The organism is Rhizobacter sp. AJA081-3, assembly GCF_017795745.1.
Taxonomy (GTDB): Bacteria; Pseudomonadota; Gammaproteobacteria; order Burkholderiales; family Burkholderiaceae_C; genus Piscinibacter.
Genome location: NZ_CP059067.1, coordinates 1,651,072 through 1,673,195 on the forward strand (window position 1 = coordinate 1,651,072; position 22,124 = coordinate 1,673,195).

The window sequence follows — 22,124 nt, forward strand, 5'->3', positions numbered from 1 at the left end:
GAGCCCCGTGGCTCAGAGCGGTGCGTCGTCGTCGCGGGCCGCGTCGGCCTTGCGGATGCGCACGGCGCCCCGCTTCTTCGGCGGCTCGGCCTGCGTGGCGGCCAGCGCTGCCTCCGGCGTGAGCCCGGCGTGCGCCTCGGCGGCCGCGGTCGCCGATGCTCCCGGCTCGTCGGCCTTGATCGCGCGGGTATAGGGCGCCAGGATCTGCACCAGCTGGCCGTAGACCTTCGGGTTGCCCGCCACCACCTCGCGCTGGTACAGGTAGTCGGCCTCGCCGGTGAAGTTGCCGATCAGGCCGCCGGCCTCGGTGATGATCAGCGAGCCCGCGGCGATGTCCCAGGGGTTCAGCCCGGTCTCGAAGAAGCCGTCGTAGTAGCCGGCGGCCACGTAGCACAGGTCGAGCGCGGCGGCGCCGGGGCGGCGCAGGCCGGCGCAGCTCTGCATCACCTCTTCGAACATCTGCACGTAGCGCTTGAAGTTGTCACCCTTGCGGAAGGGGAAGCCGGTGCCGATGAGCGCGTCAGACAGGCGCGTGCGCTTGGAGGCGCGCAGCCGCTTGTCGTTGAGGAAGGAACCGCGCCCCTTGGAGGCGTAGAACATGTCGTTGCGCGTCGGGTCGTAGACCACCGCCTGCTGCACCTGGCCGCGGAAGGCCAGCGCGATCGACACCGCGTAGACCGGGAATCCGTGCAGGAAGTTGGTGGTGCCGTCCAGCGGATCGATGATCCAGACGTAGTCGCTGTCCTTCGCGCCGTGGGTGCGGCCCGATTCCTCCGCCAGGATGCCGTGGCCCGGGTAGGCGGTCAGCAGCGTCTCGATGATGATCTGCTCGGCGGCCTGGTCGACTTCGCTGACGAAGTCGTTCGGTCCCTTCGAGCTGATGCGCAGCAGGTCCAGGTCGAGCGAGGCGCGGTTGATGATGGCCCCGGCGCTGCGAGCCGCCTTGACGGCGATGTTGAGCATCGGGTGGAGCGCTTGCGACATGGTGCGACCTGGGCAGGGGAGAAGGGACCGGCGGGGAGGAAAGAGCGTGGCGGTGCAGGGCACTGCCGATAATGGCCATTTTACCCGGCCCCCATGCCAACCCCGGACCCGACCCGCTTCGTCCTCATCGGCACCAGCCACCCCGGCAACGTGGGCGCGGCGGCGCGGGCGATGAAGGTGATGGGTTTTTCCGATCTCGTGCTGGTGGCGCCGCGCGATCCGCAGGTGCTGCAGCGCGACGAGGCGGTGGCCATGGCCAGCGGCGCCACCGACGTGCTGGCTGGCGCACGGGTGGTGGCCACGGTGCCCGAGGCGCTGGAGGGCGTGACCTACCTGTGTGCCACGGCGATGACGCCGCGCGACTTCGGCCCGCCCACCCACGCGCCGCGCGAGCTGTTCGCCACCCTGGCGCCCTCGCAGGAGCGCGTGGCCTTCCTGTTCGGCTCGGAGCGCTTCGGCATGGCCAACGAGGATGTCTACCGCTGCCATGCCTGCCTGAGCATCCCCACGCGGGCCGACTACGGCTCTCTCAACCTGTCGCAGGCCGTGCAACTGATCGCCTACGACTGGCGCGAGGCGCTGGGCGGCTTCGATGTCGAGCCACGCACCACCGATCCGACGCTGGCCGATGCCGCCTCGGTGCAGGGGCTGCTGGCGCACTGGCAGCAGACCATGGTGGAGATCGGCTTCCTCGATCCGGCGGCGCCGAAGAAGCTGCTGCCGCGCCTGAACCAGCTGCTCAACCGCGCCCGGCTCAGCCGCGAGGAGGTCGACATCCTGCGCGGCCTGGCGCGCTTCGTCGGCAAGCCGCGTGGCTGACGCCAGCAGGCTTGCGGCGCCGCAGATACACTGGCCCCTCACCCCTCGAGAGACGACCATGTTCCAGCGCCTGCGCGAAGACATCGCCTGCATCCTCGAGCGCGACCCCGCGGCGCGCTCGCGCTGGGAGGTGCTGACCTGTTACCCGGGCCTGCACGCGCTGGTGTTGCACCGCTGGGCACACGCCTGCTGGAAGCGCGGCTTCCACTGGCTCGGCCGCTTCATCTCGCACGTGGCGCGCTTCCTCACCGGCATTGAGATCCACCCGGGCGCCACCATCGGCCACCGCGTCTTCATCGACCACGGCATGGGCGTGGTGGTGGGCGAGACGGCCGAGATCGGCGACGAGTGCACCATCTACCAGGGCGTGACGCTGGGCGGCACCTCGTTGAGCAAGGGTGCCAAGCGGCACCCGACGCTCGGGCGCGGCGTGATCGTCGGCGCCAATTCGCAGGTGCTGGGCGGCTTCACCGTCGGCGACGGCGCGCGCATCGGTTCGGGCGCGGTCGTCGTCAAGCCGGTGCCGCCAGGCGCCACGGCGGTCGGCAACCCGGCGCGCGTGATCAATGCCGAGACCGACGCGGTGCGCGAGGCGGCGGCGGCCAAGATGGGCTTCTCGGCCTACGGCGTGACGCAGGGCGACGACCCGGTGGCGCAGGCCATGAAGGGCCTGATCGACAACGCCTCGGGCCACGAGCACCAGATCGCGCTGCTCTGGCAGGCCATCGAGAAGCTGTCGCAGCGCTCGCGCGAGTTGCCGGGTGCCGACTGCGTGCCCGACGATGCGCACACCACCGAGCAGTTCGACGCCGAGCGCCTGAACCGGCTGGTCAAGTAGCTGCTAAAGCGCGAACAGCAGCGGCGTGAGCAACCACAGGTAGCGCCAGTCGCGCGGTACCTCGATGACCAGCGTGGCGCTGTAAGGCCCGACGAAACCGTCGGGCTCGATGCTGCGGTAGCGGAAGTAGTAGGTGCCGCTGCTCGACGGGCGCGGCAGCGTCCACTCGGGCGCGCTCAGGTCCGCCTGCGCGACGATCTCCTTGAAGGCCGGGTCGCGCGCCAGTTCGACGTGCTGGGTGTCCTCCGCGCGGCCGCTCCAGGCCAGCGTGAGCGACTTGCCGTCTTCGCCCATGCCGCCCTTGGGGGGCTCGGGCAGCGGGCGCAATTCGAAGCGCTGCCCGTCGCTGAAGGGGCCTTTGTCGCCATCGGCCTTGGTGCTGGCGATGCGCCAGTGGTAGGTGCCGGGGCCGCCGACCTCCAGCGTCTCGCGCGTGCCGGTCAGGCCTTCGCGCTCGGCGACGATCTGCGTGAAGGCCGCATCGCTGGCCACCTGCAGCCGCACGCTCTTCGCATCGAGGTTGGGCGACCAGTTGAACTCCACCGGGCCGAGCGACTGCTTGGCGCCGGCGCGCGGCGTGTTGGTCGCCGGCGGCTCCGGCCGCGCCTTCAGCACAAAGGCACGCGCTGCGTCGTAGCCTTCGATGCCCTGGCCGTCGAGCCGCCGTGCGCGAAGGAACCACTTGGCGTCGTCGAGCCCGGCGATGCGCACGTCGCTGCCGGCCATCACCTTCTGGTCATTGACGATGCGCTCGAAGTCGGCGTCCTGGGCCACCTGCACGCGCACCGTGTCCTTCTCGGTGGGCAGCGCGAAGCGCACCAGCGGGCGCTCGAAACGCTCCGGCATCGCCGCCAGATCGGGCGCGGGCAGCAGCCTGGCCGGCACCGGCGCCTTGGCCGCGGCATCGATCGCGGCACCGAAACCGGCGGCGATGTCGGTGCCGACGCTGCGCTGCGGCGATTCGAGCTTGACCTTGCCTTCGAGCACCTCGCTGCGCGTGGCGCCGCTGTCGCCGTCGAGCGTGACGCGGTACTGGGTGCCGCGCACGCCGACCACGGCCGTGGGCGTGGTCACCTCCAGCGGCTGCGAACGCCTGAGCTTGGCGGCGAGCACCTCCACCGAGCCGCGCAGCATGCGCAGCACGCCGGTGAACAGGCCGTCGCCGGCCAGTCGCGCCGCATCGGCCTCGGTGGCGCCGGGCCCGCGGCTGGCGACGATCTCGGCCAGGCTCGACGGCGGCACGCGCACCCGCGAACCATCGGCCAGCGCCAGCACGGCCGAGCCGTTGGCTCCGGTCTGCAGCGATTGCCCTTCGGCCAGTGCCGCGCCGGGCTGCACCGTGTCGTTGCCCACGCGCACCTCGCCCACGGCACTGGTCACGCGCACGGGCAGGGCGCGCATGCGCATCAGCCGGGCCGGCACGCGCAGCACCTGTCCGGGGCGGATGAAATTCGGGTCGGGAAGGCGGTTCAGCCGGGCGATCTCGCGCCAGGCCTGCGGCCCGATGAAGACCGTCTCCGACAGGCCGATCAGCGTGTCGCGCTGGCTGACGCGGTACTCGACGACGGCCTCCTGCGCAGCCACGGCGGTCGCGCCGGCCAGGCAGGCCAGGACGAGGGCATGACGCAGCGCCAGGCTCATCTCAGCGTGGAGGGCGCAGGGCCGTCTTGGGCCGGAAGACCTTGCACACGGATTCGTCGGTCTCGAAGTAGGGTCCACCGAGGAGGTCGATGCAGTAGGGAACGGCGGCAAAGATGCCATGCACGCCGCGGTCCTTCAATCCCTCGAGTGTCTCGGCGATCGATTTCGGCTGGCCGGGCAGGTTGATGATCAGCGTCTTGCCGCGGATCACCGCCACCTGGCGCGACAGGATCGCCGTGGCCACGAAGTTCAGGCTGATCTGGCGCATCTGCTCGCCAAAGCCGGGCATCACCTTGTCGGCCACCGCCAGCGTGGCCTCTGGGGTGACGTCGCGTGGCGCCGGCCCGGTGCCGCCGGTGGTCAGCACGAGGTCGCATTTCGCGACGTCCACCAGCTCGCGCAGCGCGGCGCTGATCGCCTCCTGCTCGTCGGGGATCAGCCGCGTCTCCCAGGCGACCGGGTTGCGCAGCGCGCGCTTCATCCAGTCCTGCAAGGCCGGGATGCCCTTGTCCTCGTAGACGCCGGACGAGGCGCGGTCGCTGATCGAGACCAGGCCGATGCGCACGGGGTCGAAGGCGGGTTCACTCATGGGCGGTCTCGCGCGATTGTTTGATGAACTGGAACAGCTCGCGGAAGGCGCGGCCGCTGCGCTGCTCGGGCTGCAGTGCGGCGTCCTTGCGCGCGCTGCGGATCAGGCTGCGCAGCTGCTGCGCATCGGTGCCCGGGAACTCCTGCAGGAAACCGGTGACGGCATCGTCACTGGCGACCAGCTCGGCGCGCCAGCGCTCCGACTCGTGCAGCGACAGCGCGTCCTTGGCGCGGCCGAGCTGCATGTCGAGCACGGCCTGGCGGATCGGCTCGGTGTCGGTGCCGCGCATCAGCTTGCCGATGTACTGCATCTGCCGGCGCTTGCCTTCGTGCGTGCGCGTGCGCCGGTACTCGTGCACCGCGTCGCGCAGGTTCTCGGGGATGGCCAGGTCCTTCACGCGCGACTCGGGCAGAGCGACCAGCGCCTCGCCGAGGTCCTGCAACTCGTGCGATTCCTTCTTGCGCTGGGTCTTGCTCGGCCGCTCGTCGGGATCGACGGGGTCATCCGAGGGCGAAAAGGGGTCGGTTCGTGGCATGGGGGAATCATGGATGACGCGTGGTTATGATAGCCCGCGCCCCTTTCCGGCCCGCTCTCCCGGCCCCACTCCCATGCCCGACACCAGCCCCCGCGGATTCGCCTACACGCGAGACCAGTTCCAGCAGCTCGCCGAAGACGCCCTCGCCCTGGCGCGAACGCTCGGCGCCAGCGAGGCCGGGGCCGAGGTTTCCGAGGGCGTGGGGCTGTCGGTCAGCGTGCGCAAGGGCGAGGTCGAGAACGTCGAGCGCAACCGCGACAAGTCGCTGGGGGTGACGGTCTACGTCGGCAAGCGGCGCGGCAACGCCAGCACCTCCGATTTCTCGCGCGCGGCGCTGGAGCAGACCGTGCGCGCCGCGCACGACATCGCCCGCTTCACAGCCGAAGACCCGGCCGCCGGCCTGCCCGAGGTGGAAGACCTGGCCTTCGGCGCCGCCGCCGAGCGTGACCTCGACCTGTTCCACCCCTGGCCGATCGTCGCCGAGCAGGCGGTCGAGATCGCGCAGCGCTGCGAGGCCGCGGCGCTCGAGGTCGATCGCCGCATCACCAATTCCGATGGCGCCGGCGTGTCGGTGCAGCAATCGCACTTCATCATGGCCAACAGCCGCGGCTTCCGCGGCGGTTATGCCAGCTCGCGGCACTCGCTGTCGGTCGCGCCGATCGCCTCGCTGCCCGGCAAGGGTGGCGACGACATGCAGCGCGACGCCTGGTACACCTCGATGCGTTCGCCCGACGACATGGCGGCGCCCGAGGCCGTGGGCCGCTACGCCGCCGAGCGGGCGCTGTCGCGCCTGCGCAGTCGCAAGATCGCCACGGCCGAGGTGCCGGTGCTGTTCGAGTCCACGGTGGCGGCGGGGCTGCTCGGCTCGCTGGTGCAGGCCGTCAGCGGCGGAGCGCTGTACCGCAAGTCGAGCTTCCTGCTCGACAGCCTGGGCCAGCCCGTGCTCGCGCCGCACCTCGACGTGCACGAGAACCCGCACATCCCGCGCGGCAAGGGCAGCTCGCCCTTCGACGACGAGGGCGTGACCACGCGCGCACGCGACGTCGTCAAGGGGGGCGTCCTGCAGGGCTACTTCCTGTCGAGCTACTCGGCGCGCAAGCTCGGCATGCGCACCACCGGCCACGCCGGCGGCTCGCAGAATCTCACGCTGACCAGCCGGCTCACCCAGCCCGGCGACGACCTGGAAGCGATGCTGCGCAAGCTCCATCGTGGCCTGTTCGTCATCGAGCTGATGGGGCAGGGCGTCAATCAGGTCACCGGCGACTACTCGCGCGGCGCGGCAGGCTTCTGGGTCGACCAGGGCCGCATCGTGCACCCGGTGCACGAGATCACCATCGCCGGCAACCTGCGCGACATGCTCAAGGGCATCGTCGCTGTCGGCGCCGATGCCTACACGAGCGGCACCAAGACGCTCAGTTCGGTGCTGGTCGAACGCATGAAACTCGCCGGCAGTTGACCGGGTCCACCCCCTGGGCGCGGCCCTGGGAAACACGTAGTTTTTCGCACGGGTAAACACCGGGCGGGGGGGTATGGCCCCCCTCCTAGAATTTCTGCGCTCAATCCCTCCTCTTCCGCGTATCCACCCTAGGAGAAATCGCATGGAACGTCGCTCTTTCATCCAACGCGCCGGCATTGCCGGGGTGCTCGCCGCCGGTGCCGCACCGGCCGTCGTGCACGCACAGGCCAACATCCGCTGGCGCCTGGCTTCGAGCTTTCCGAAGTCGCTGGATACCATCTACGGCGCCGCCGAAGTGATGGCCAAGCAGGTCAGCGACATGACCGGCGGCAAGTTCCAGATCTCGGTGCATGCCGGTGGCGAACTGATGCCCCCGTTCGGTGTCGTCGACGGCGTGCAGAACGGCACGGTCGAGATGGCCCACACCGCGCCGTACTACTTCTTCGGCAAGGACCCGACCTTCGCGATGGACTGCGCCATCCCGTTCGGCCTGAACAGCCGCCAGATGACGGCGTGGATGTACGAAGGCAACGGCATGAAGCTGTTCCGCGAGTTCTATGCGGGCTACAACATCCACAACTTCCCGATGGGCAACACCGGCGCCCAGATGGGCGGCTGGTACCGCAAGGAGATCAAGTCGCTGGCCGACATCAAGGGCCTGAAGATGCGCATCGGCGGCTTCGGCGGCAAGGTGCTCGAGCGCATCGGCGGCGTGCCGCAGAACATCCCCGGCGGCGAGATCTACCAGGCGCTCGAGAAGGGCACCATCGACGCGTCCGAGTGGGTGGGCCCGTACGACGACCAGAAGCTCGGCCTGAACAAGGTCGCGCCGAACTACTACTACCCCGGCTGGTGGGAAGGCGGCCCGCAGCTGTCGCTGTACATCAACACGAAGGCCTTTGCCGGCCTGTCGGCCGAGTACAAGGCGATCGTCGAGAACGCCGCGGCACACGCGCACACCGTGATGCAGGCCCGCTACGACGCCCGCAACCCGGCCGCGCTGAAGCAGCTCGTCGGTGCCGGCACCAAGCTGTTCCGCTTCCCGAAGGACGTGATGGACGGCGCCTTCAAGGCCGCCATGGAGGTCTACGGCGAGCTCAGCGGCAGCAACCCGGCGTGGAAGAAGATCTACGCCGACTACAACGACTTCCGGCGCGACCAGAACCTGATGTTCCGCTTCGCCGAAGCCGGCTTCGACGACTTCATGCAGCAGCAGAAGCTGTGATCGCCGGCCGCCTGCGGCGGCCTGCAGCATGAAAAGAGCCCCGCCTTGGCGGGGCTCTTCGTTTTTGGGGGCAGTGAACGGAGGTGGGCGGAGCCATCCAGCTCCGCCCTGCTGTTCACTTCTGCCCCTGTTCCTTCTTGATCGACTCCAGCAGGCCCTTCATTGGGTCGTCGCTCGCTCCACTCTCGGCCGGGGCCGAGGCGCCCGCAGCGCCAGAGGCACCCGGCGCGGCCGGCACGGCGAACGGGTCGTTGGCTTCTTCGCGCGGCTGCATCTGCAGCTGGTCGAGCACCTTGTTGGCGTCGATGGTGACGCCCTTCTCGATGCCGCCGGTCACCAGCGTCGGGAAGGAGATCACCGCGGCCACCATGATCAGCTGCAGCACGATGAAGGCAATCGAGCCCTTGTAGATCTGCGAGGTCTGCACGGCCGGGATGGTCTCGCCGGTGATGCGGTCCTTGTAGTCCTTCTTGGCCGCGACGCTGCGCAGGTAGAACAAGGCGAAGCCGAAGGGCGGCGTCAGGAACGAGGTCTGCAGGTTCATCGCGATGATCACGCCGAACCAGATCAGCGTCATGTCGGCCGGCGTGCCGGGGGGCAGAAGGCCGCCGAGCATCTTGTCGGCCACCGGCGCGAGGATCGGGATGACGATGAAGGCGATCTCGAAGAAGTCGATGAAGCAGCCGAGGATGAACACCAGCACGTTCACGACGATCAGGAAACCGAGCGCGCCGCCGGGCATCTTGTCGAACAGGTGCTCGACCCAGATGTGGCCGTCGGCGGCGTTGAAGGTGAAGCTGAACACCGTCGAGCCGATCAGGATGAACAGCACGAAGCACGACAGCCGCGCGGTGTTGTCCAGCGCCTGCACCAGCAGCTTGAGCTGCAGCCTGCCGCGGCCCACGGCCATGATCAGCGCGCCCAGCGCACCCATCGCGCCGCCTTCGGTGGGCGTGGCGATGCCCAGGAAGATCGTGCCCAGCACCAGGAAGATCAGCACCAGCGGCGGGATCAGCACGAAGGTGACCTGCTCGGTCAGGCGCGACAGCAGGCCGATCTTCAGCGCCTTGTTGAGCAGCGCCAGCCCCAGCGCCAGCAGCGAAGCCACCGTCATCGACATGATGACGATCTCGTCGCCGGGCGCCGGCAGTTCGCGGCCGATCATCGGGTTGATGACGCTCTGGTGCACCTTCGACCAGGCGTAACCGGCCGCGCCGCACAGCGCGAACAGCGCCAGCAGCGACTTGTGGCCGCTGGAACCGTTGGCCTCGCGGTAGATGCGCGCCTCGGGCGGCAGGGCCGGCACCCACGATGGCTTGACGATCGCGACCAGTACCACGAACGAGAGGTACAGGCCGACCAGCAGCAGCCCCGGGATCAGCGCGCCGGCGTACATGTCGCCCACCGAGCGGCCGAGCTGGTCGGCCAGGACGATCAGCACCAGCGAGGGCGGGATGGCCTGCGCCAGCGTGCCCGAGGCGGTGATGGTGCCTGTGGCGATGGTGCGGTTGTAGCCGTAGCGCAGCATGATGGGCAGCGAGATCAGGCCCATGGAGATGACGGCCGCCGCCACCACGCCGGTGGTGGCCGCCAGCAGCGCACCCACCAGGATCACCGCAATGGCCAGGCCGCCGCGCACCGGGCCGAACACCTGGCCGACGGTCTCGAGCAGGTCTTCGGCCATGCCGGAGCGCTCGAGGATGATGCCCATGAAGGTGAAGAAGGGGATCGCCAGCAGCGTGTCGTTCTGCATGATGCCGAACACGCGCAGCGGCAGCGCCTGGAACAAGTTGCCGCCAAACAGGCCGGCCTCCATGCCGATGAAGCCGAACAGCAGCCCGGTGGCGGCCAGGCCGAAGGCGACGGGAATGCCCGAGAGCAGGAAGACGAACAGCCCCGCGAACATCAGCGGGACGAAGTTCTGGACGATGAACGAGGTTTCCATTTACTTGTCTCCCGCCAGCTTCTTCTCGGCCGCGGCGGCCAGTTCTTCGGCGAGCAGCTCTTCGTCGGATTTGTGGTGCTCCATGCTCATCGGCTCGGGGATGATGCCGCGCAGGAAGGCGATGCGCTTGACCAGCTCCGACAGCGCCTGCAGCAGCAGGATGCCGAAGCCCAGCGGGATCAGCAGGTAGACCGGCCAGCGGATCAGGCCGCCGGCGTTCTGCGACATCTCGCCCGACTGCCAGGCGCCCTGGAACAGCGGCCAGCTCAGGCGGATGAGGATCAGGCACAGCGGGATCAGGAAGACGACGATGCCCAGCGTGTCGATGATGGCGTTGGTGCGCTTGGACAACTTGGAAGAGATGAAGTCGATGCGCACGTGCACGTTGCGCAGGAAGGCATAACCCGCGCCCAGCATGAACACGGCCGCGAACAGGTACCACTGCACCTCGAGGAACGCGTTCGAGCCGATGTTGAACGCCTTGCGCACGATGGCGTTGGTGGCGCTGATGAGCACGGCTGCCAGCACCAGCCAGCGGATGAGTTGGCCGATGCGGTCGTTGAAACGATCGATCAGGCCCGACAGGGAGAGCAGGGCAGACAAGGCAATCTCCGGGAGTTCTGGAATACGGGCGCGCAATGGCGCGATGGTGCCGATGAAACCGCGATCCCCGCCGGCGCGCAACGGGTGAAACCGGTACGTGGAACTACGCAGCGGCCGCGGATCAGGCGCCGCCGATCGACCGGCAACGCTCCACCGCGTACTTGATGAGCTCGGCCTGGCCGGCCAGGCCGAGCTTGCGGCGGATGTTGTGGCGGTGCGTCTCGACGGTGCGCACGCTCATGCCCAGCGTCTGGGCGATCTGCCGGCTCGCCAGGCCATCGGCCAGGCAGCGCAGGATCTCGGTCTCGCGGGCCGACAGCAGCGGGCGGCTCTCGTCGGGCCGCCCGGCGGTGGCGGCCAGCCCCGAGCCGAGGAAGTTGCGGCCTTCGGCGACCGCGAGGATGGCGGCCACGATCTCTTCCGACGGCGCCTCCTTCAGCACATAGCCGCGCGCGCCGGCCGCCAGCGCCCGGTGCACGTACTCGGGGTTGTCGTACATGCTGAGCATCAGCACGCGCAGCGTCGGGTGGCGCTCGCGCAGCCGGGTGGTGAGCTCGATGCCATTGACCTGCTTCATGCCCACGTCCATCAGCACCAGGTCGGGGCGCAGTCGGTCCACCTGCTCGAAAGCCTGCGCCGCGTCGCCGGCCTCGCCGACCACCTCGATGCCTGCCACGCCGGACAGGCGCGCGCGCAGGCCCTCGCGCACCAGCGGGTGGTCGTCGACGAGCAGGACCTTGCAGTCGTTCATGCCGCCTTCTTCGCCGCCGGGCGAAGCCGCTCGATCGCCCCCGCCGTCATGTCGGCCAGGACCGCCGTGCGCCCGGGACGCGACTCGATACTGAATTCGCCACCGATGGACTCGACACGCTCGCGCATGTTGCGCATGCCGATGCCGCGGCGCGGGTCGACGCGGATCGCCGGCACGTCGAAGCCGATTCCGTCGTCGACGATGCGCAGGCGCAGGCCGCCGGCATGGAAGATCAGCCGCACCTGCACACGCCTGGCCTTCGAGTGCTTCTCGATGTTGGTCAGCGACTCCTGCACGACGCGGAACAGCACGGTGTTCACCTCGTCGGGCAGCGTGTCGGCCTGCCCCCACAGGCGCAGCGCGATGCGCACGTGGCCGTGCTGGTTGAACTCCTCGGCCAGGTCGTCCAGCGCCGCGGGCAGGCCCAGCGTGTCGAGCTCGGCCGGGCGCAGGCGGTGCGAGATGCGGCGCACCTCGTGCAGCGCGTCGCCCAGGCGCTGCACGGCGCGCAGCAACGCGGGCGGCGTGGCCTCGCGGCCGAGTTGGCTGGCCGCGGACTCCAGCAGCAGCTTGATCGAGACCAGCGTCTGGCTGGTGCTGTCGTGCAACTCGCGCGACAGGTGGGCGCGCTCGTCTTCCTGCGACTTGACCACCTGGCGGGCCAGGTTGCGCAGCTTCATGTCGGCGACCTTCGCGTCGCTGAAGTTCAGTACCATGCCGCTGCCGCCGATCAGCACGACACCGAACAGTGCGATGCCGGCGATCCACAGCATCGTGGAGGCGACGTTCTCGTCGACCTGGCGGTCGATCTGGGTCAGCGTGCCCTGGATGTCGTCGAGGTAAAGGCCTGTGCCGATGACCATGTTCCAGCGTGGCAGCGAGATCGCGTAGGCGAGCTTGGGCGTGAGCGTGCGCGTGGACGGCTTCTGCCAGAGGTACTGCACGAATCCGCCGCCTTCGTGGGCGCGAGCGATCAGCTCGCGGATCAGCGGCACGCCCTGCGCATCCTTCAGGTCCCACAGATCCTGGTTCTGCAGTTCGGGCTGGCGCGGGTGCAGCAGGTTGCGCCCGCCGGTGTCGAAGACGAAGAAGTAGCCGTCGATGCCGTAGTCCATCGTCGACAGCAGCCGCAGGGCCTCGGCAAGGGTCTGAGCGTCGTCGCGGCGCGTGTCATACAGCGGCGAGAGCAGGCTGCGCGCCAGGCCGACGTGATTGAGCAACTCCGTCTGCTTGGCGGCCATGTAGGCGGTTTCGACCACCTGGCGCTCGCGGCGCGACAAGTCCTGCTGCTGCTGGCGCATCGCCAGGGCGATCAGTCCCAGCGACACCAGCAGCGGCAGGATCGCCAGCAGCAGGAACTTGGAGCGCGGGCGCATGGCCTGGGGCAGGTCGTGCGCCGCTGGTCAACGGCTAGCGGGTGACGGCGGCCTGGTACAGCTTGCCCGAGCGGTTGCCGCTGCGGCAGAAGGCCACCATCGGCCGCGGCAGGGCGGCGAGCAACTCGGCCATCCGCGCGATCTCTTCGGGCGACTGGTAGGCGGGCTGCACCGGCAGGTAGGCATAGGCGAGGCCGGCGGCCTGCGCGGCGGCTTGCACCTGCGCGCTGGTCGGCTGATCCGGGCCTTCCTCGAAGTCGGGCCGGTTGTTGACGACGCTCTTGAAGCCCAGCGCGGCCAGGTCGGCCATGGCTTCGGGCGTCAGCTGTGGCGCGACGCACACGTCGGGGGCGATCTGGCGCAGCAGTTGGCGGGTCGGGACCATCGTGTTCACCTCAACGAGACAGAGCCTGCTTCACGGCGGCAGACACCTGCCCCATGTCGGCCTTGCCGGCCAGTTTCGCCTTCACGGCGCCCATCACCTTGCCCATGTCGCTGGGGCCGGTGGCGCCGAGTTCGGCGACGATGGCGGCCACGGCGGTGGTGATCTCCTCGGCCGACAGGCGCTGCGGCAGGTAGCTCTCGAGCACCTGCAGCTCCGACGTTTCCTTGTCGACCAGGTCGGTTCGCCCGGCGGCGCCGAACTGCGAGATCGAATCCTTGCGCTGCTTGATCAGCTTGTCGACGATGCCGATGACGGCCGCGTCGTCGAGCTCGATGCGCTCGTCGACTTCCTTCTGCTTCATCGCCGCGAGCAGGCCGCGGATGGTCAGCAGCCGGGCGGCTTCCTTGGCGCGCATGGCGGCCTTCATGTCTTCGGTGATGCGTTCCTTGAGGCTCATGCTCGACTCCAGAAGTGACGAAGCCCGCAGCGGAGGGCCGTGCGGGCTTCGGTGAAACGGCCGAAAGCTCAGTAGAGCTTCTTGGGCAGTTGCATGCTGCGAACGCGCTTGAAATGGCGCTTGACGGCCGCGGCCTTCTTGCGCTTGCGCTCGGCGGTGGGCTTCTCGTAGAACTCGCGGGCGCGCAGGTCGGTCAGCAGCCCGAGTTTCTCGATCGTGCGCTTGAAGCGGCGCAGTGCCACGTCGAACGGCTCATTCTCTTTGACGCGAATCGTAGTCATGTACAGATGAAGTGTTGAATTGCGCTCGGTGTTGCGGGTCGCAGCGGGCAGAAGGGTCCGGAGTTCCTGCCTGCCGCAAACTCCGCAATCGCGGCGCGGGTTTGCCAGCAAAGACATCGATTATATGTCGGAATCCGGCCCTGGCAAGCCGGCGGTCAGTGGGCACTCTCGGCGGGCCGCTCCGCCAGGGCACGGGCGCAGGCGGCGGCGCTGGCCCAGGCCCACTGGAAGTTGTAACCGCCGAGCCAGCCGGTCACGTCGACCACCTCGCCGATGAAGTGCAGACCTGGGGCGAGCTTGCTTTCCATCGTCTGCGAGCTCAGTTCGCGGGTGTCCACGCCACCGAGCGTCACCTCGGCCTTGCGGTAGCCCTCGGTGCCGTCGGGCACGATCTCCCAGTGCTGGGCCTGCCGGGCGAGGTCTCGCAAGTCCTGGTCACGCATCTCGGCCACCGGTTTGGCGGCCCAGCCCGGGCGGCTGGCGAGCCAGGCTTCGGCCAGGCGCCGCGGCAGCAGTTCGGCCATCTCGTTGCCGAGCTGCCGTCTGGAGCTGCGCTTGGCCTGTAGAAGCGCGTCGGCCAGGTCGGTGCCCTGGGCGAGATCGATGTGCAGCGGCGCGCCGGGCAGCCAGTAGTTCGAGGCCTGCAGCACCGCCGGGCCGCTGAGGCCGCGGTGGGTGAACAGCAGGTCCTCGACGAATCGGCCGCGGGCCTTGCCGGCGCCGGCCTCGATGCCCACCTCCAGCGACACGCCGGCCAAGGGCACGAAGGGCGCCCACAACGCGGCGTCGAAGGTCAGGGGCACCAGGCCGGGCCGGGTCGGCACGATGCGGTGGCCGAACTGCTGTGCGATCCGATAGCCGAAGTCCGTGGCGCCGATCTTCGGGATCGACAGCCCGCCGGTGGCCACGACGAGCTGGCGCGTACGCACCGGTCCGCCCTCGGTATCGAGCTCGAAGCCGCCGTCGACGTGCCGCACCGCGCGCACCGCGCAGGGCTGGCGCCGCGTCACGCCACCCGCATCGCATTCGCGCAGCAGCATCGCGATGATGTCTTCGGCCGAGCGGTCGCAGAACAGCTGGCCCTTGTGCTTCTCGTGCCAGGCGATGCCGTGGCGCTGCACCAGGGCGATGAAGTCGGCCGGCGTGTAGCGCGCCAGCGCCGAGCGGCAGAAGTGCGGGTTATCGGAGAGAAAGTTCGCCGGTGCCGCGTCGCGGTTCGTGAAGTTGCAGCGCCCGCCGCCGGAGATGCGGATCTTCTCGGCCACCTTCTCCGCGCGGTCCAGCAGCAGCACCCGGGCGCCGAGCTGGCCGGCGATGCCCGCGCAATGCAGCCCGGCGGCCCCGGCGCCGACGATCACGGCGTCGAAGTCGGGTGCGTGGGTCATTGGCGCGAATGATAAAGGGGGCCCGCGGGCCCCCTGGTTCGCCGGTGCGCCGCCGCGCGGATCAGGGCTGGTACTTCCAGGTGCCGTTCTGGATCTTGACCATCACGCGGGCGCGCTGGTCCAGGCCCAGGTGGTCGGTCGGCGACATGCTGAAGATGCCGTGCGCGCCGGGAAGGTCCTTCACCTGCTCGAGCGCGTCGCGCAGCGCAGCGCGGAACTCCGCCGTGCCGGGCTTGGCCTTCTTCAGCGCGACCGGGATGGCCGCGGTCATCAGCAGGCCGGCGTCCCAGGCGTGTGCGCCGAAGGTCGAGACCGAGCCCTTGCCATGCGCCGCCTCGTAGGCGGCCACGTAGGCCAGCGCCGATTTGCGCACCGGGTTCGAGGCCGGCAGCTGGTCGGCCACCAGCACGGGGCCGGCGGGCAGGTAGGTGTCGTCGACGTCCTTGCCGCCCACGCGCAGGAAATCGCTGTTGGCCACGCCGTGCGTCTGGTAGTACTTGCCGGTGTAGCCGCGCTCGCGGAGCGTCTTCTGCGGCAGCGCTGCCGGCGTGCCGGAGCCGGCGATCAGCACCGCATCGGGCTTGGTGCCCAGGATCTTCAGCACCTGGCCGGTGACGGCGGTGTCGGTGCGCGCATAACGTTCATTGGCGACGATCTGCAGGCCCTTGAGCGAGGCCACCTTGGCGAACTCGCCGTACCAGCCTTCGCCGTAGGCATCGGCGAAGCCGATGAAGCCGACCGTCTTCACGCCGCTGTTGGCCATGTGGGTGGCGATCGCCAGCGACATCATGATGTCGTTCTGCGGCGTCTTGAAGACCCAGCGCTTCTTCGCGTCGACCGGCTCGACGATGCGCGCCGAGGCAGCCATCGAGATCATCGGCACCTGGTTCTCCGCGACCACGTCGATCATCGCCAGCGAGTTCGGCGTGATCGTCGAGCCGAGCACGATGTCGACCTTGTCTTCGGTGATCAGCTTGCGCGTGTTGGCCACCGCCTTGGTGGTGTCGGAGCCGTCGTCGAGCACGATGTAGTTGATCTTCTGCCCGGCGATGGTCTTGGGCATCAGGTCGATCGTGTTCTTCTCCGGGATGCCCAGCGACGCGGCTGGGCCGGTGGCCGAGACGGTGACGCCGACGGTGATGTCGGCGCGGGCCGCGCCGGCGGCACCGAGCAGGGCGAGCAGCGTGGGCAGCAAGAGGCGTTTGAAGTTCATGAAATGTCTCCTGGAAGAGGTCGTTGGAAATTATCGACTGATCGGTCGACGAATCAGACCGGGGCTTTCACTGAAGCGGCTGAAGTGACAGGGGGCGGGTTCACCGCGCCGAGCCCGCCGAGGAAGAGATCGGCCACGATGGGCGCCATGTCGTCGTGGCGCAGCCGGCCCTCGGGGCTCAGCCAGGTGAACATCCAGTTGATCATGCCGAACAGCAGCATGGTCAGCGGCTTGTCCAGGGCAGCCTTGGCCAGCTCAGGGCGCGCCTGCGCGATGGTGGCGGCGAAGGCGGCGACCACCGCGCGCTCCTTGCGCAGCACGCGATTGCGGTCCTTGGCCTCGAGGAACTTCACGTCCTGCGTCAGCACGCCGTGGTCGTGTCGTGCCTGGGCGTATTCGTGCACGAAGCGGCGGATCAGCTCGCGCAGCCGCGGCGCCGGTGCCAGGCCGAGTGACTCCACCTCGCCGACCAGCGACTCGAGCCGCGTCACGTGGCTTTCGGTGATCTCGCGCAGCAGTTCGTACTTGTCGCTGACGTAGTGGTAGAGCAGCGGCTTGGAGATGCCGCACTCGCGCGCCAGGTCGCTCATCGACGTGCCCGGATAGCCCTGCTGCGCGAACAGCCGCGTAGCCGTGCGCACGATGGTCTCGCGGTTGAGCTGGTAGTCGGCCGAGCGCCCCCGCGCCATCAGCGTTCGTCCAGCGTGATGGTCACGCTCGGGGTGAGCGGGTGCGACTGGCAGCACAGCACGAAGCCCTGCGCCACTTCGGCCTCGGTGAGTGCGAGGTTGCGGTCCATGCGCACTTGGCCGTCGAGCAGCTTGCCCTTGCAGGTCGAGCACACGCCGGCCTTGCAGGCGTAGGGCACGTCCAGGCCGGTGCGCCGGGCGGCGTCGAGGATGGACGGGTCGCTGAGGCGGAACGACACCTGGCGTGCCAGCCCGTCGATGACCAGCGTGACCTGTGCGTTGTCGGCGTCGCCCTCCTCGACGTGGTGGGCGGTGGCCGCGTTGACGTCGCCGAAGCGCTCGACGTGCACCTTCGCCGGCGGTACGCCGGCCGTGGCCAGCGCCGCCACGGCGCCGTCGAGCATGCCGGCCGGGCCGCAGACGAAGGCTTCGTCCACCGAGTCGGCCGGCACCAGCGTCTTCAGGAACTGGCCGATGCGCTCCTCGTCGAGCCGGCCGTTGAACAGCGGCGCGTCCTGCGCCTCGCGCGAGAACACCGGCAGCAGCGTGAAGCGGTTCAGGTAGCGGTCCTTCAGGTCCTCCAGCTCTTCCTTGAACATCATCGTGGCCACGCGGCGGTTGCCATAGACCAGCGTGCAACGCGTGTCCGGCTCGCGCCGCAGCAGCGTCTTGATCAGCGAGAGCACCGGCGTGATGCCGCTGCCCGCGGCGATGAAGAGCAAGTGTCGTTGCTGGGCCGGATCAGGCCTCAGCGTGAAGCGCCCTTGCGGTGCCATCACTTGCAGCGTCTGACCTTCGCGCAGGTTGTCCGCGGCCCAGCCCGAGAAGGCGCCGCCGGGCAACAGGCGGATGCCCACGCGCAGCGCGCCGTCGTCGAGCGCGCTGCAGATCGAGTAAGAGCGGCGCAGGTCTTCGCCGGCCACGTCGGCACGCAGCGTCAGGTACTGGCCGGGCGAGAAGGCGAAGGTGTCGCGCAGTTCGGCAGGCACGCCGAAGCCGACCAGCAGCGCGTCGGCATCGCGTTCGATGCTCTTCACCGGCAGGGCATGGAATTGCAGGCTCATGGTCTCGGCTCAGATCGGCTTGAAGTGTTCGAAGGGTTCCAGGCAGTCGAGGCAGCGGTACAGCGCCTTGCACGCGGTGGAACCGAAGGCGGACAGGCGCTGCGTGTTCGTGCTGGCGCAGCGCGGGCAGGCGATGTCCTTGGGGTGGAAGCGCAGCGGCTGCGCGTCGGCAGCCTTCAGGTGCGGCGGGGCGATGCCGTAGGCGCGCAGCTTCTCGGCTGCGGCCGGGTTGATCCAGTCGGTCGTCCAGGCCGGGTCGAGCCGCGTGGTGACCGTCACGCCACGCGCGCCGGCCTGCATCAGCGCCTGGATCACCGACTCCTGGATCACCTCGGTGGCCGGGCAGCCGGAGTAGGTGGGCGTGAGCGTCACGGTGACGTCGTTCTCGTCATCGACTGCCAGCTCGCGCACGATGCCCAGGTCGACCACAGACAGCACCGGCACCTCGGGGTCCGGCACGGCGTTCAGGGTCGCCCAGGCGTCGGCGAGATTCACCACACCGCCCCGGGGAAGGCGCGCGGCAGCGACTGCATCTCGGCGAGCAGGAAGCCCATGTGCTCGCTGTGCACGCCGCGCTTGCCGGTGGAGCGGAACGGGGTGTCGGCCAGCGGCGTCAGCAAGGCCTCGGCGAACACCGGGTCCACCTCGGCGCGCCAGGCCGATTGCAGCGAGCTCCACGCCGGGCCGATGCCAGTGGCGGTGGCCTGTGCGTCGATCTCGTCGTCGGTGAACCACTCGGCGGTGTAGGGCCACAGCAGCGCCAGTGCCTCGCCCATGCGGCGGGCCGATTCCTCGGTGCCATCGCCCAGGCGCACGACCCAGTCGCCGGCATGCTGCTGGTGGTAGCGCACCTCCTTCAGGCTCTTGGCGGCGATGGCGGCGAGCTGCGCATTCGTCGACTTCGCCAGCGCCGTGCACAGCACCTTCATGAAGCTCGCCCACAGGAAGCCGCGCAGCACCGTGCGTGCGAAGTCTCCGTTCGGAAGCTCCAGCGCGGTCGGGTTGCGGTACTCGCGTTCGGCGCGCAGGAAGGCCAGCGCATCCTCGTCCCGGCCGCGGCCTTCGAGCACACCGGCCAGCGCGAGCAGGCTGCGCGCCTGCCCGATGTGGTCGAGCGCGACGTTGGTCAGCGCGATGTCTTCTTCCAGCACCGGCGCGTGCCCGCACCATTCGGCCACGCGCTGGCCGTGGATCAGGCAGGCATCCGCGATGCGCAGGACGTAGAGCGTGTTCGCATCCATCACATGTGGTCCACGTCGGCCGGCAGCTTGTAGAAGGTCGGGTGGCGATAGACCTTGTCCTCGGCGGGCTCGAAGAACATGTCCTTGGTGTCCGGGTCGCTCGCCACGATCTGGTCGGAGCGCACCACCCACACGCTGGCGCCTTCCTGGCGGCGCGTGTAGACGTCGCGGGCCATCTGCAGCGCCATCGCCGAGTCGCTCGCGTGCAGGCTGCCGCAATGCTTGTGGTCCAGCCCGCTCTTGCTGCGGACGAACACTTCCCACAGGGGCCATTCGTTCTTCGTGCTCATGTCATGCCGCCTTTGCTCGGAGTTGCTTCTTGCGTTCGTGCGCCAGCGCTGCCTCGCGCACCCAGGCGCCGTCGTCCCAGGCCTTCACGCGATCGGCCAGTCGCTCGCGGTTGCAGGGGCCGTGGCCGTTGACCACGTTCCAGAACTCGCTCCAGTCGATCGGGCCGTGGTCGTAGGACTGGCGTGCCTCGTTCCACTTCAGGTCCGGGTCGGGCAGGGCCACGCCCAGCACGCGAGCCTGCTCGACGGTGGCGTCGATGAACTTCTGCCGCAGGTCGTCGTTGGAGATGCGCTTGATGCCCCAGCGCATCGACTGCGTGCTGTGCGTCGACTCGGCGTCCGGCGGGCCGAACATCATCAGGCTCGGCCACCACCAGCGGTTCACCGCGTCCTGCACCATGTCGCGCTGCGCGGGCGTGCCCTGCGTCATCATCACGTTCAGCGCGTCGAAGCCCTGGCGCTGGTGGAAGGATTCTTCCTTGCACACGCGCACCATCGCCCGCGCATACGGGCCGTACGAGCAGCGGCACAGCGGCACCTGGTTCATGATCGCCGCGCCGTCGACCAGCCAGCCGATCACGCCCACGTCGGCCCAGTTCAGGGTCGGGTAGTTGAAGATCGAGCTGTACTTGGCGCGGCCGCTGTGCAGCGCGTCGAGCAACTCGTCGCGCGACACGCCCAGCGTCTCGGCCGCGGCGTAGAGATACAGGCCGTGGCCGCCTTCGTCCTGCACCTTGGCCAGCAGGATCGCCTTGCGCTTGAGCGTGGGTGCGCGCGTGACCCAGTTGCCCTCGGGCAGCATGCCGACGATCTCGGAGTGCGCGTGCTGGCTGATCTGCCGCACCAGCGTCTTGCGGTAATGCTCGGGCATCCAGTCCTTCGCCTCGACGAACTCGCCGGCGTCGATGCGCGCCTCGAAGGCGGCCTCGCGCGCCTGTTCCTCGGCCGACTTGACGGCCTGCACCTGGCCCTTGGCCTCGCGGGCCATGGTGTCCATCGCCTGGGTGTACATCTGTCGCTCTCCTCAGCCCTTGGGCCGTTGGTCCACCACGCGGCGGGCCTTGCCCACCAGCGTGCGTTCGATGGAATCGGGCATGCCGACGTCGATCTCGGCGCTCACGCCCACCAGCGTCTTGATGCGGTGCTGCAGCCACTCGCCGATCTCGCGGCGGTCGGCCGTGCCCGAGGCGCCGGCATCGGGCCGCACCTCGCAGCGCACCGTCATCTGGTCGAGGTGGCCGTTGCGCTTGACGACGATCTGGTATTGCCCGCTCAACTTGTCGTTCTGCAGGATCAGCTCCTCGATCTGCGTCGGGAACACGTTGACGCCGCGGATGATCAGCATGTCGTCGCTGCGGCCGACGATCTTGCCGATTCGGCGCATGCTGCGCGCCGTGGGCGGCAGCAGGCGTGTCAGGTCGCGCGTGCGGTAACGCACCACCGGCAGCGCTTCCTTGGTCAGCGTGGTGAAGACGAGCTCGCCCTCGGCGCCGTCGGGCAGCACTTCGCCGGTGTCGGGGTCGATGATCTCGGGGTAGAAGTGGTCTTCCCAGATCACCGGGCCGTCCTTGGTCTCGATGCATTCGTTGGCCACACCCGGGCCCATCACTTCCGACAGGCCGTAGATGTCCACCGCGTCGATGCCGGCGGCGGCCTCGATGTCGCGGCGCATCGCTTCCGTCCAGGGCTCGGCGCCGAAGATGCCCACCTTCACCGACATCTCTCGCGGGTCCAGCCCCTGGCGGCGGAACTCCTCGATGATCACCTGCATGTAGCTGGGCGTGACCATGATGATGTCGGGCTTGAAGTCGACGATCAGCTGCACCTGCTTCTCGGTCTGCCCGCCGGACATCGGGATCACCGTGCAGCCGAGCTTCTCGGCGCCGTAGTGCGCACCCAGCCCGCCGGTGAACAGGCCATAGCCGTAGGCGACGTGGACCATGTCGCCACGGCGCCCGCCCGAGGCGCGGATCGAGCGCGCCACCAGGTTGGCCCAGCGGTCGATGTCGCCCTGCGTGTAGCCCACCACCGTGGGCTTGCCGGTCGTGCCCGAGGAGGCGTGCACGCGCACCACCTGCTCGCGCGGCACGGCGAACATGCCGAAGGGGTAGTTCTCGCGCAGCTCCTTCTTCGTCGTGAAGGGGAACTTTGAGAGATCCGCGAGCGACTTCAGGTCGTCGGGGTGTGCGCCCTGGGCGTCGAACGCGCGCTTGTAGTGCGGCACATGGTCGTAGGCATGGCGCAGTGACCACTTCAGCCGCTGCAGTTGCAGCGCCTGCAGCTCGTCGCGGCTGGCGGTCTCGATCGGCTCGAGTTCGCCGGGGGCGGGGCGCTTGACGGTCATCGGCAATGTCTCC

Annotated in this window: 24 protein-coding genes; 4 read left to right on the forward strand and 20 right to left on the reverse strand. The window is 69.0% G+C overall.

The window, feature by feature from the left end; translation table 11 throughout:
- Nucleotides 1-12: 12 nt before the first annotated feature.
- Nucleotides 13-984: an inositol monophosphatase family protein gene (locus tag HZ992_RS07840; RefSeq protein WP_209386107.1), complete on the reverse strand. Its 972-nt coding sequence runs from the start codon at nucleotides 982-984 to the stop codon at nucleotides 13-15.
- A 93-nt stretch (nucleotides 985-1,077) separates the two neighbouring features.
- Between HZ992_RS07840 and HZ992_RS07845 the strand changes: the two genes are divergently transcribed.
- A complete protein-coding gene (locus HZ992_RS07845; RefSeq protein WP_209386108.1) occupies nucleotides 1,078-1,803 on the forward strand; it encodes an RNA methyltransferase in 726 nt (241 codons plus the stop codon).
- 58 nt (nucleotides 1,804-1,861) lie between these two features.
- Nucleotides 1,862-2,641, forward strand: coding sequence for a serine O-acetyltransferase (gene cysE / locus HZ992_RS07850; RefSeq protein WP_209386109.1), 780 nt, complete (start codon nucleotides 1,862-1,864; stop codon nucleotides 2,639-2,641).
- A 3-nt stretch (nucleotides 2,642-2,644) separates the two neighbouring features.
- Here the strand turns inward: cysE and HZ992_RS07855 are convergent, their stop codons facing one another.
- The 3 genes from HZ992_RS07855 to yjgA are packed head-to-tail and all read right to left on the reverse strand — an operon-like array spanning nucleotide 2,645 to nucleotide 5,406.
- A complete protein-coding gene (locus HZ992_RS07855; RefSeq protein WP_209386110.1) occupies nucleotides 2,645-4,282 on the reverse strand; it encodes a FecR domain-containing protein in 1,638 nt (545 codons plus the stop codon).
- A 1-nt stretch (nucleotide 4,283) separates the two neighbouring features.
- A complete protein-coding gene (gene mog, locus HZ992_RS07860; RefSeq protein ID WP_209386111.1) occupies nucleotides 4,284-4,871 on the reverse strand; it encodes a molybdopterin adenylyltransferase in 588 nt (195 codons plus the stop codon).
- Nucleotides 4,864-5,406, reverse strand: a complete 543-nt coding sequence (gene yjgA / locus HZ992_RS07865; RefSeq protein WP_209386112.1) for a ribosome biogenesis factor YjgA — start codon at nucleotides 5,404-5,406, stop codon at nucleotides 4,864-4,866. Before yjgA ends, mog begins: the two co-directional genes overlap by 8 nt.
- Nucleotides 5,407-5,479: 73 nt before the next feature.
- Here yjgA and pmbA point away from each other — a divergent pair, with 73 nt between their 5' ends.
- The gene (pmbA, locus tag HZ992_RS07870) at nucleotides 5,480-6,862 is read left to right on the forward strand and encodes a metalloprotease PmbA (protein ID WP_209386113.1); all 1,383 of its coding nucleotides are present in this window, start codon (nucleotides 5,480-5,482) and stop codon (nucleotides 6,860-6,862) included.
- Nucleotides 6,863-7,004: 142 nt separating this feature from the next.
- Nucleotides 7,005-8,087, forward strand: coding sequence for a TRAP transporter substrate-binding protein (locus tag HZ992_RS07875; protein WP_209386114.1), 1,083 nt, complete (start codon nucleotides 7,005-7,007; stop codon nucleotides 8,085-8,087).
- A 115-nt stretch (nucleotides 8,088-8,202) separates the two neighbouring features.
- Here HZ992_RS07875 and HZ992_RS07880 read toward each other — a convergent pair whose 3' ends face one another.
- The 16 genes from HZ992_RS07880 to paaK all read right to left on the reverse strand — a co-directional run bounded on the left by HZ992_RS07880 (nucleotide 8,203) and on the right by paaK (nucleotide 22,111).
- The gene (locus tag HZ992_RS07880) at nucleotides 8,203-10,032 is read right to left on the reverse strand and encodes a TRAP transporter large permease (RefSeq protein ID WP_209386115.1); all 1,830 of its coding nucleotides are present in this window, start codon (nucleotides 10,030-10,032) and stop codon (nucleotides 8,203-8,205) included.
- Nucleotides 10,033-10,635, reverse strand: coding sequence for a TRAP transporter small permease subunit (locus tag HZ992_RS07885; RefSeq protein ID WP_209386116.1), 603 nt, complete (start codon nucleotides 10,633-10,635; stop codon nucleotides 10,033-10,035).
- A gap of 121 nt (nucleotides 10,636-10,756) precedes the next feature.
- Nucleotides 10,757-11,386 (reverse strand): response regulator transcription factor, encoded by a 630-nt coding sequence (locus HZ992_RS07890; RefSeq protein ID WP_209386117.1) that lies wholly within the window; start codon nucleotides 11,384-11,386, stop codon nucleotides 10,757-10,759.
- Entirely contained in the window at nucleotides 11,383-12,762 is a 1,380-nt protein-coding gene (locus tag HZ992_RS07895) for a cache domain-containing protein (RefSeq protein WP_209386118.1), read from the reverse strand. The genes HZ992_RS07890 and HZ992_RS07895 overlap by 4 nt, the downstream gene beginning before the upstream one ends.
- A gap of 34 nt (nucleotides 12,763-12,796) precedes the next feature.
- Nucleotides 12,797-13,147, reverse strand: a complete 351-nt coding sequence (locus tag HZ992_RS07900) for a protein tyrosine phosphatase family protein (protein WP_209386119.1) — start codon at nucleotides 13,145-13,147, stop codon at nucleotides 12,797-12,799.
- Between the two features lie 10 nt (nucleotides 13,148-13,157).
- The gene (locus HZ992_RS07905; protein WP_209386120.1) at nucleotides 13,158-13,604 is read right to left on the reverse strand and encodes a GatB/YqeY domain-containing protein; all 447 of its coding nucleotides are present in this window, start codon (nucleotides 13,602-13,604) and stop codon (nucleotides 13,158-13,160) included.
- Between the two features lie 68 nt (nucleotides 13,605-13,672).
- Nucleotides 13,673-13,885 carry a 30S ribosomal protein S21 gene (gene rpsU, locus HZ992_RS07910; RefSeq protein ID WP_054018851.1) on the reverse strand — a complete coding sequence of 71 codons (213 nt, stop codon included), beginning with the start codon at nucleotides 13,883-13,885 and terminating at the stop codon, nucleotides 13,673-13,675.
- A gap of 155 nt (nucleotides 13,886-14,040) precedes the next feature.
- A complete protein-coding gene (locus tag HZ992_RS07915) occupies nucleotides 14,041-15,270 on the reverse strand; it encodes a BaiN/RdsA family NAD(P)/FAD-dependent oxidoreductase (RefSeq protein ID WP_209386121.1) in 1,230 nt (409 codons plus the stop codon).
- Between the two features lie 61 nt (nucleotides 15,271-15,331).
- Nucleotides 15,332-16,483 (reverse strand): ABC transporter substrate-binding protein, encoded by a 1,152-nt coding sequence (locus tag HZ992_RS07920; protein WP_209386122.1) that lies wholly within the window; start codon nucleotides 16,481-16,483, stop codon nucleotides 15,332-15,334.
- Nucleotides 16,484-16,536: 53 nt separating this feature from the next.
- Entirely contained in the window at nucleotides 16,537-17,172 is a 636-nt protein-coding gene (locus tag HZ992_RS07925) for a TetR/AcrR family transcriptional regulator (RefSeq protein ID WP_209386123.1), read from the reverse strand.
- Nucleotides 17,172-18,236, reverse strand: coding sequence for a 1,2-phenylacetyl-CoA epoxidase subunit PaaE (gene paaE, locus HZ992_RS07930; RefSeq protein WP_209386124.1), 1,065 nt, complete (start codon nucleotides 18,234-18,236; stop codon nucleotides 17,172-17,174). The genes HZ992_RS07925 and paaE overlap by 1 nt, the downstream gene beginning before the upstream one ends.
- A gap of 9 nt (nucleotides 18,237-18,245) precedes the next feature.
- Nucleotides 18,246-18,734: a 1,2-phenylacetyl-CoA epoxidase subunit PaaD gene (gene paaD, locus HZ992_RS25685; RefSeq protein WP_245213391.1), complete on the reverse strand. Its 489-nt coding sequence runs from the start codon at nucleotides 18,732-18,734 to the stop codon at nucleotides 18,246-18,248.
- Entirely contained in the window at nucleotides 18,728-19,477 is a 750-nt protein-coding gene (paaC, locus tag HZ992_RS25690) for a 1,2-phenylacetyl-CoA epoxidase subunit PaaC (protein WP_245213392.1), read from the reverse strand. Before paaC ends, paaD begins: the two co-directional genes overlap by 7 nt.
- Nucleotides 19,477-19,767 (reverse strand): 1,2-phenylacetyl-CoA epoxidase subunit PaaB, encoded by a 291-nt coding sequence (gene paaB, locus HZ992_RS07940; RefSeq protein ID WP_209386125.1) that lies wholly within the window; start codon nucleotides 19,765-19,767, stop codon nucleotides 19,477-19,479. The genes paaC and paaB overlap by 1 nt, the downstream gene beginning before the upstream one ends.
- 1 nt (nucleotide 19,768) lies before the next feature.
- A complete protein-coding gene (paaA, locus tag HZ992_RS07945) occupies nucleotides 19,769-20,779 on the reverse strand; it encodes a 1,2-phenylacetyl-CoA epoxidase subunit PaaA (protein ID WP_209386126.1) in 1,011 nt (336 codons plus the stop codon).
- A 12-nt stretch (nucleotides 20,780-20,791) separates the two neighbouring features.
- Nucleotides 20,792-22,111 (reverse strand): phenylacetate--CoA ligase PaaK, encoded by a 1,320-nt coding sequence (paaK, locus tag HZ992_RS07950; protein ID WP_209386127.1) that lies wholly within the window; start codon nucleotides 22,109-22,111, stop codon nucleotides 20,792-20,794.
- Between the last annotated feature and the right edge of the window lie 13 nt (nucleotides 22,112-22,124).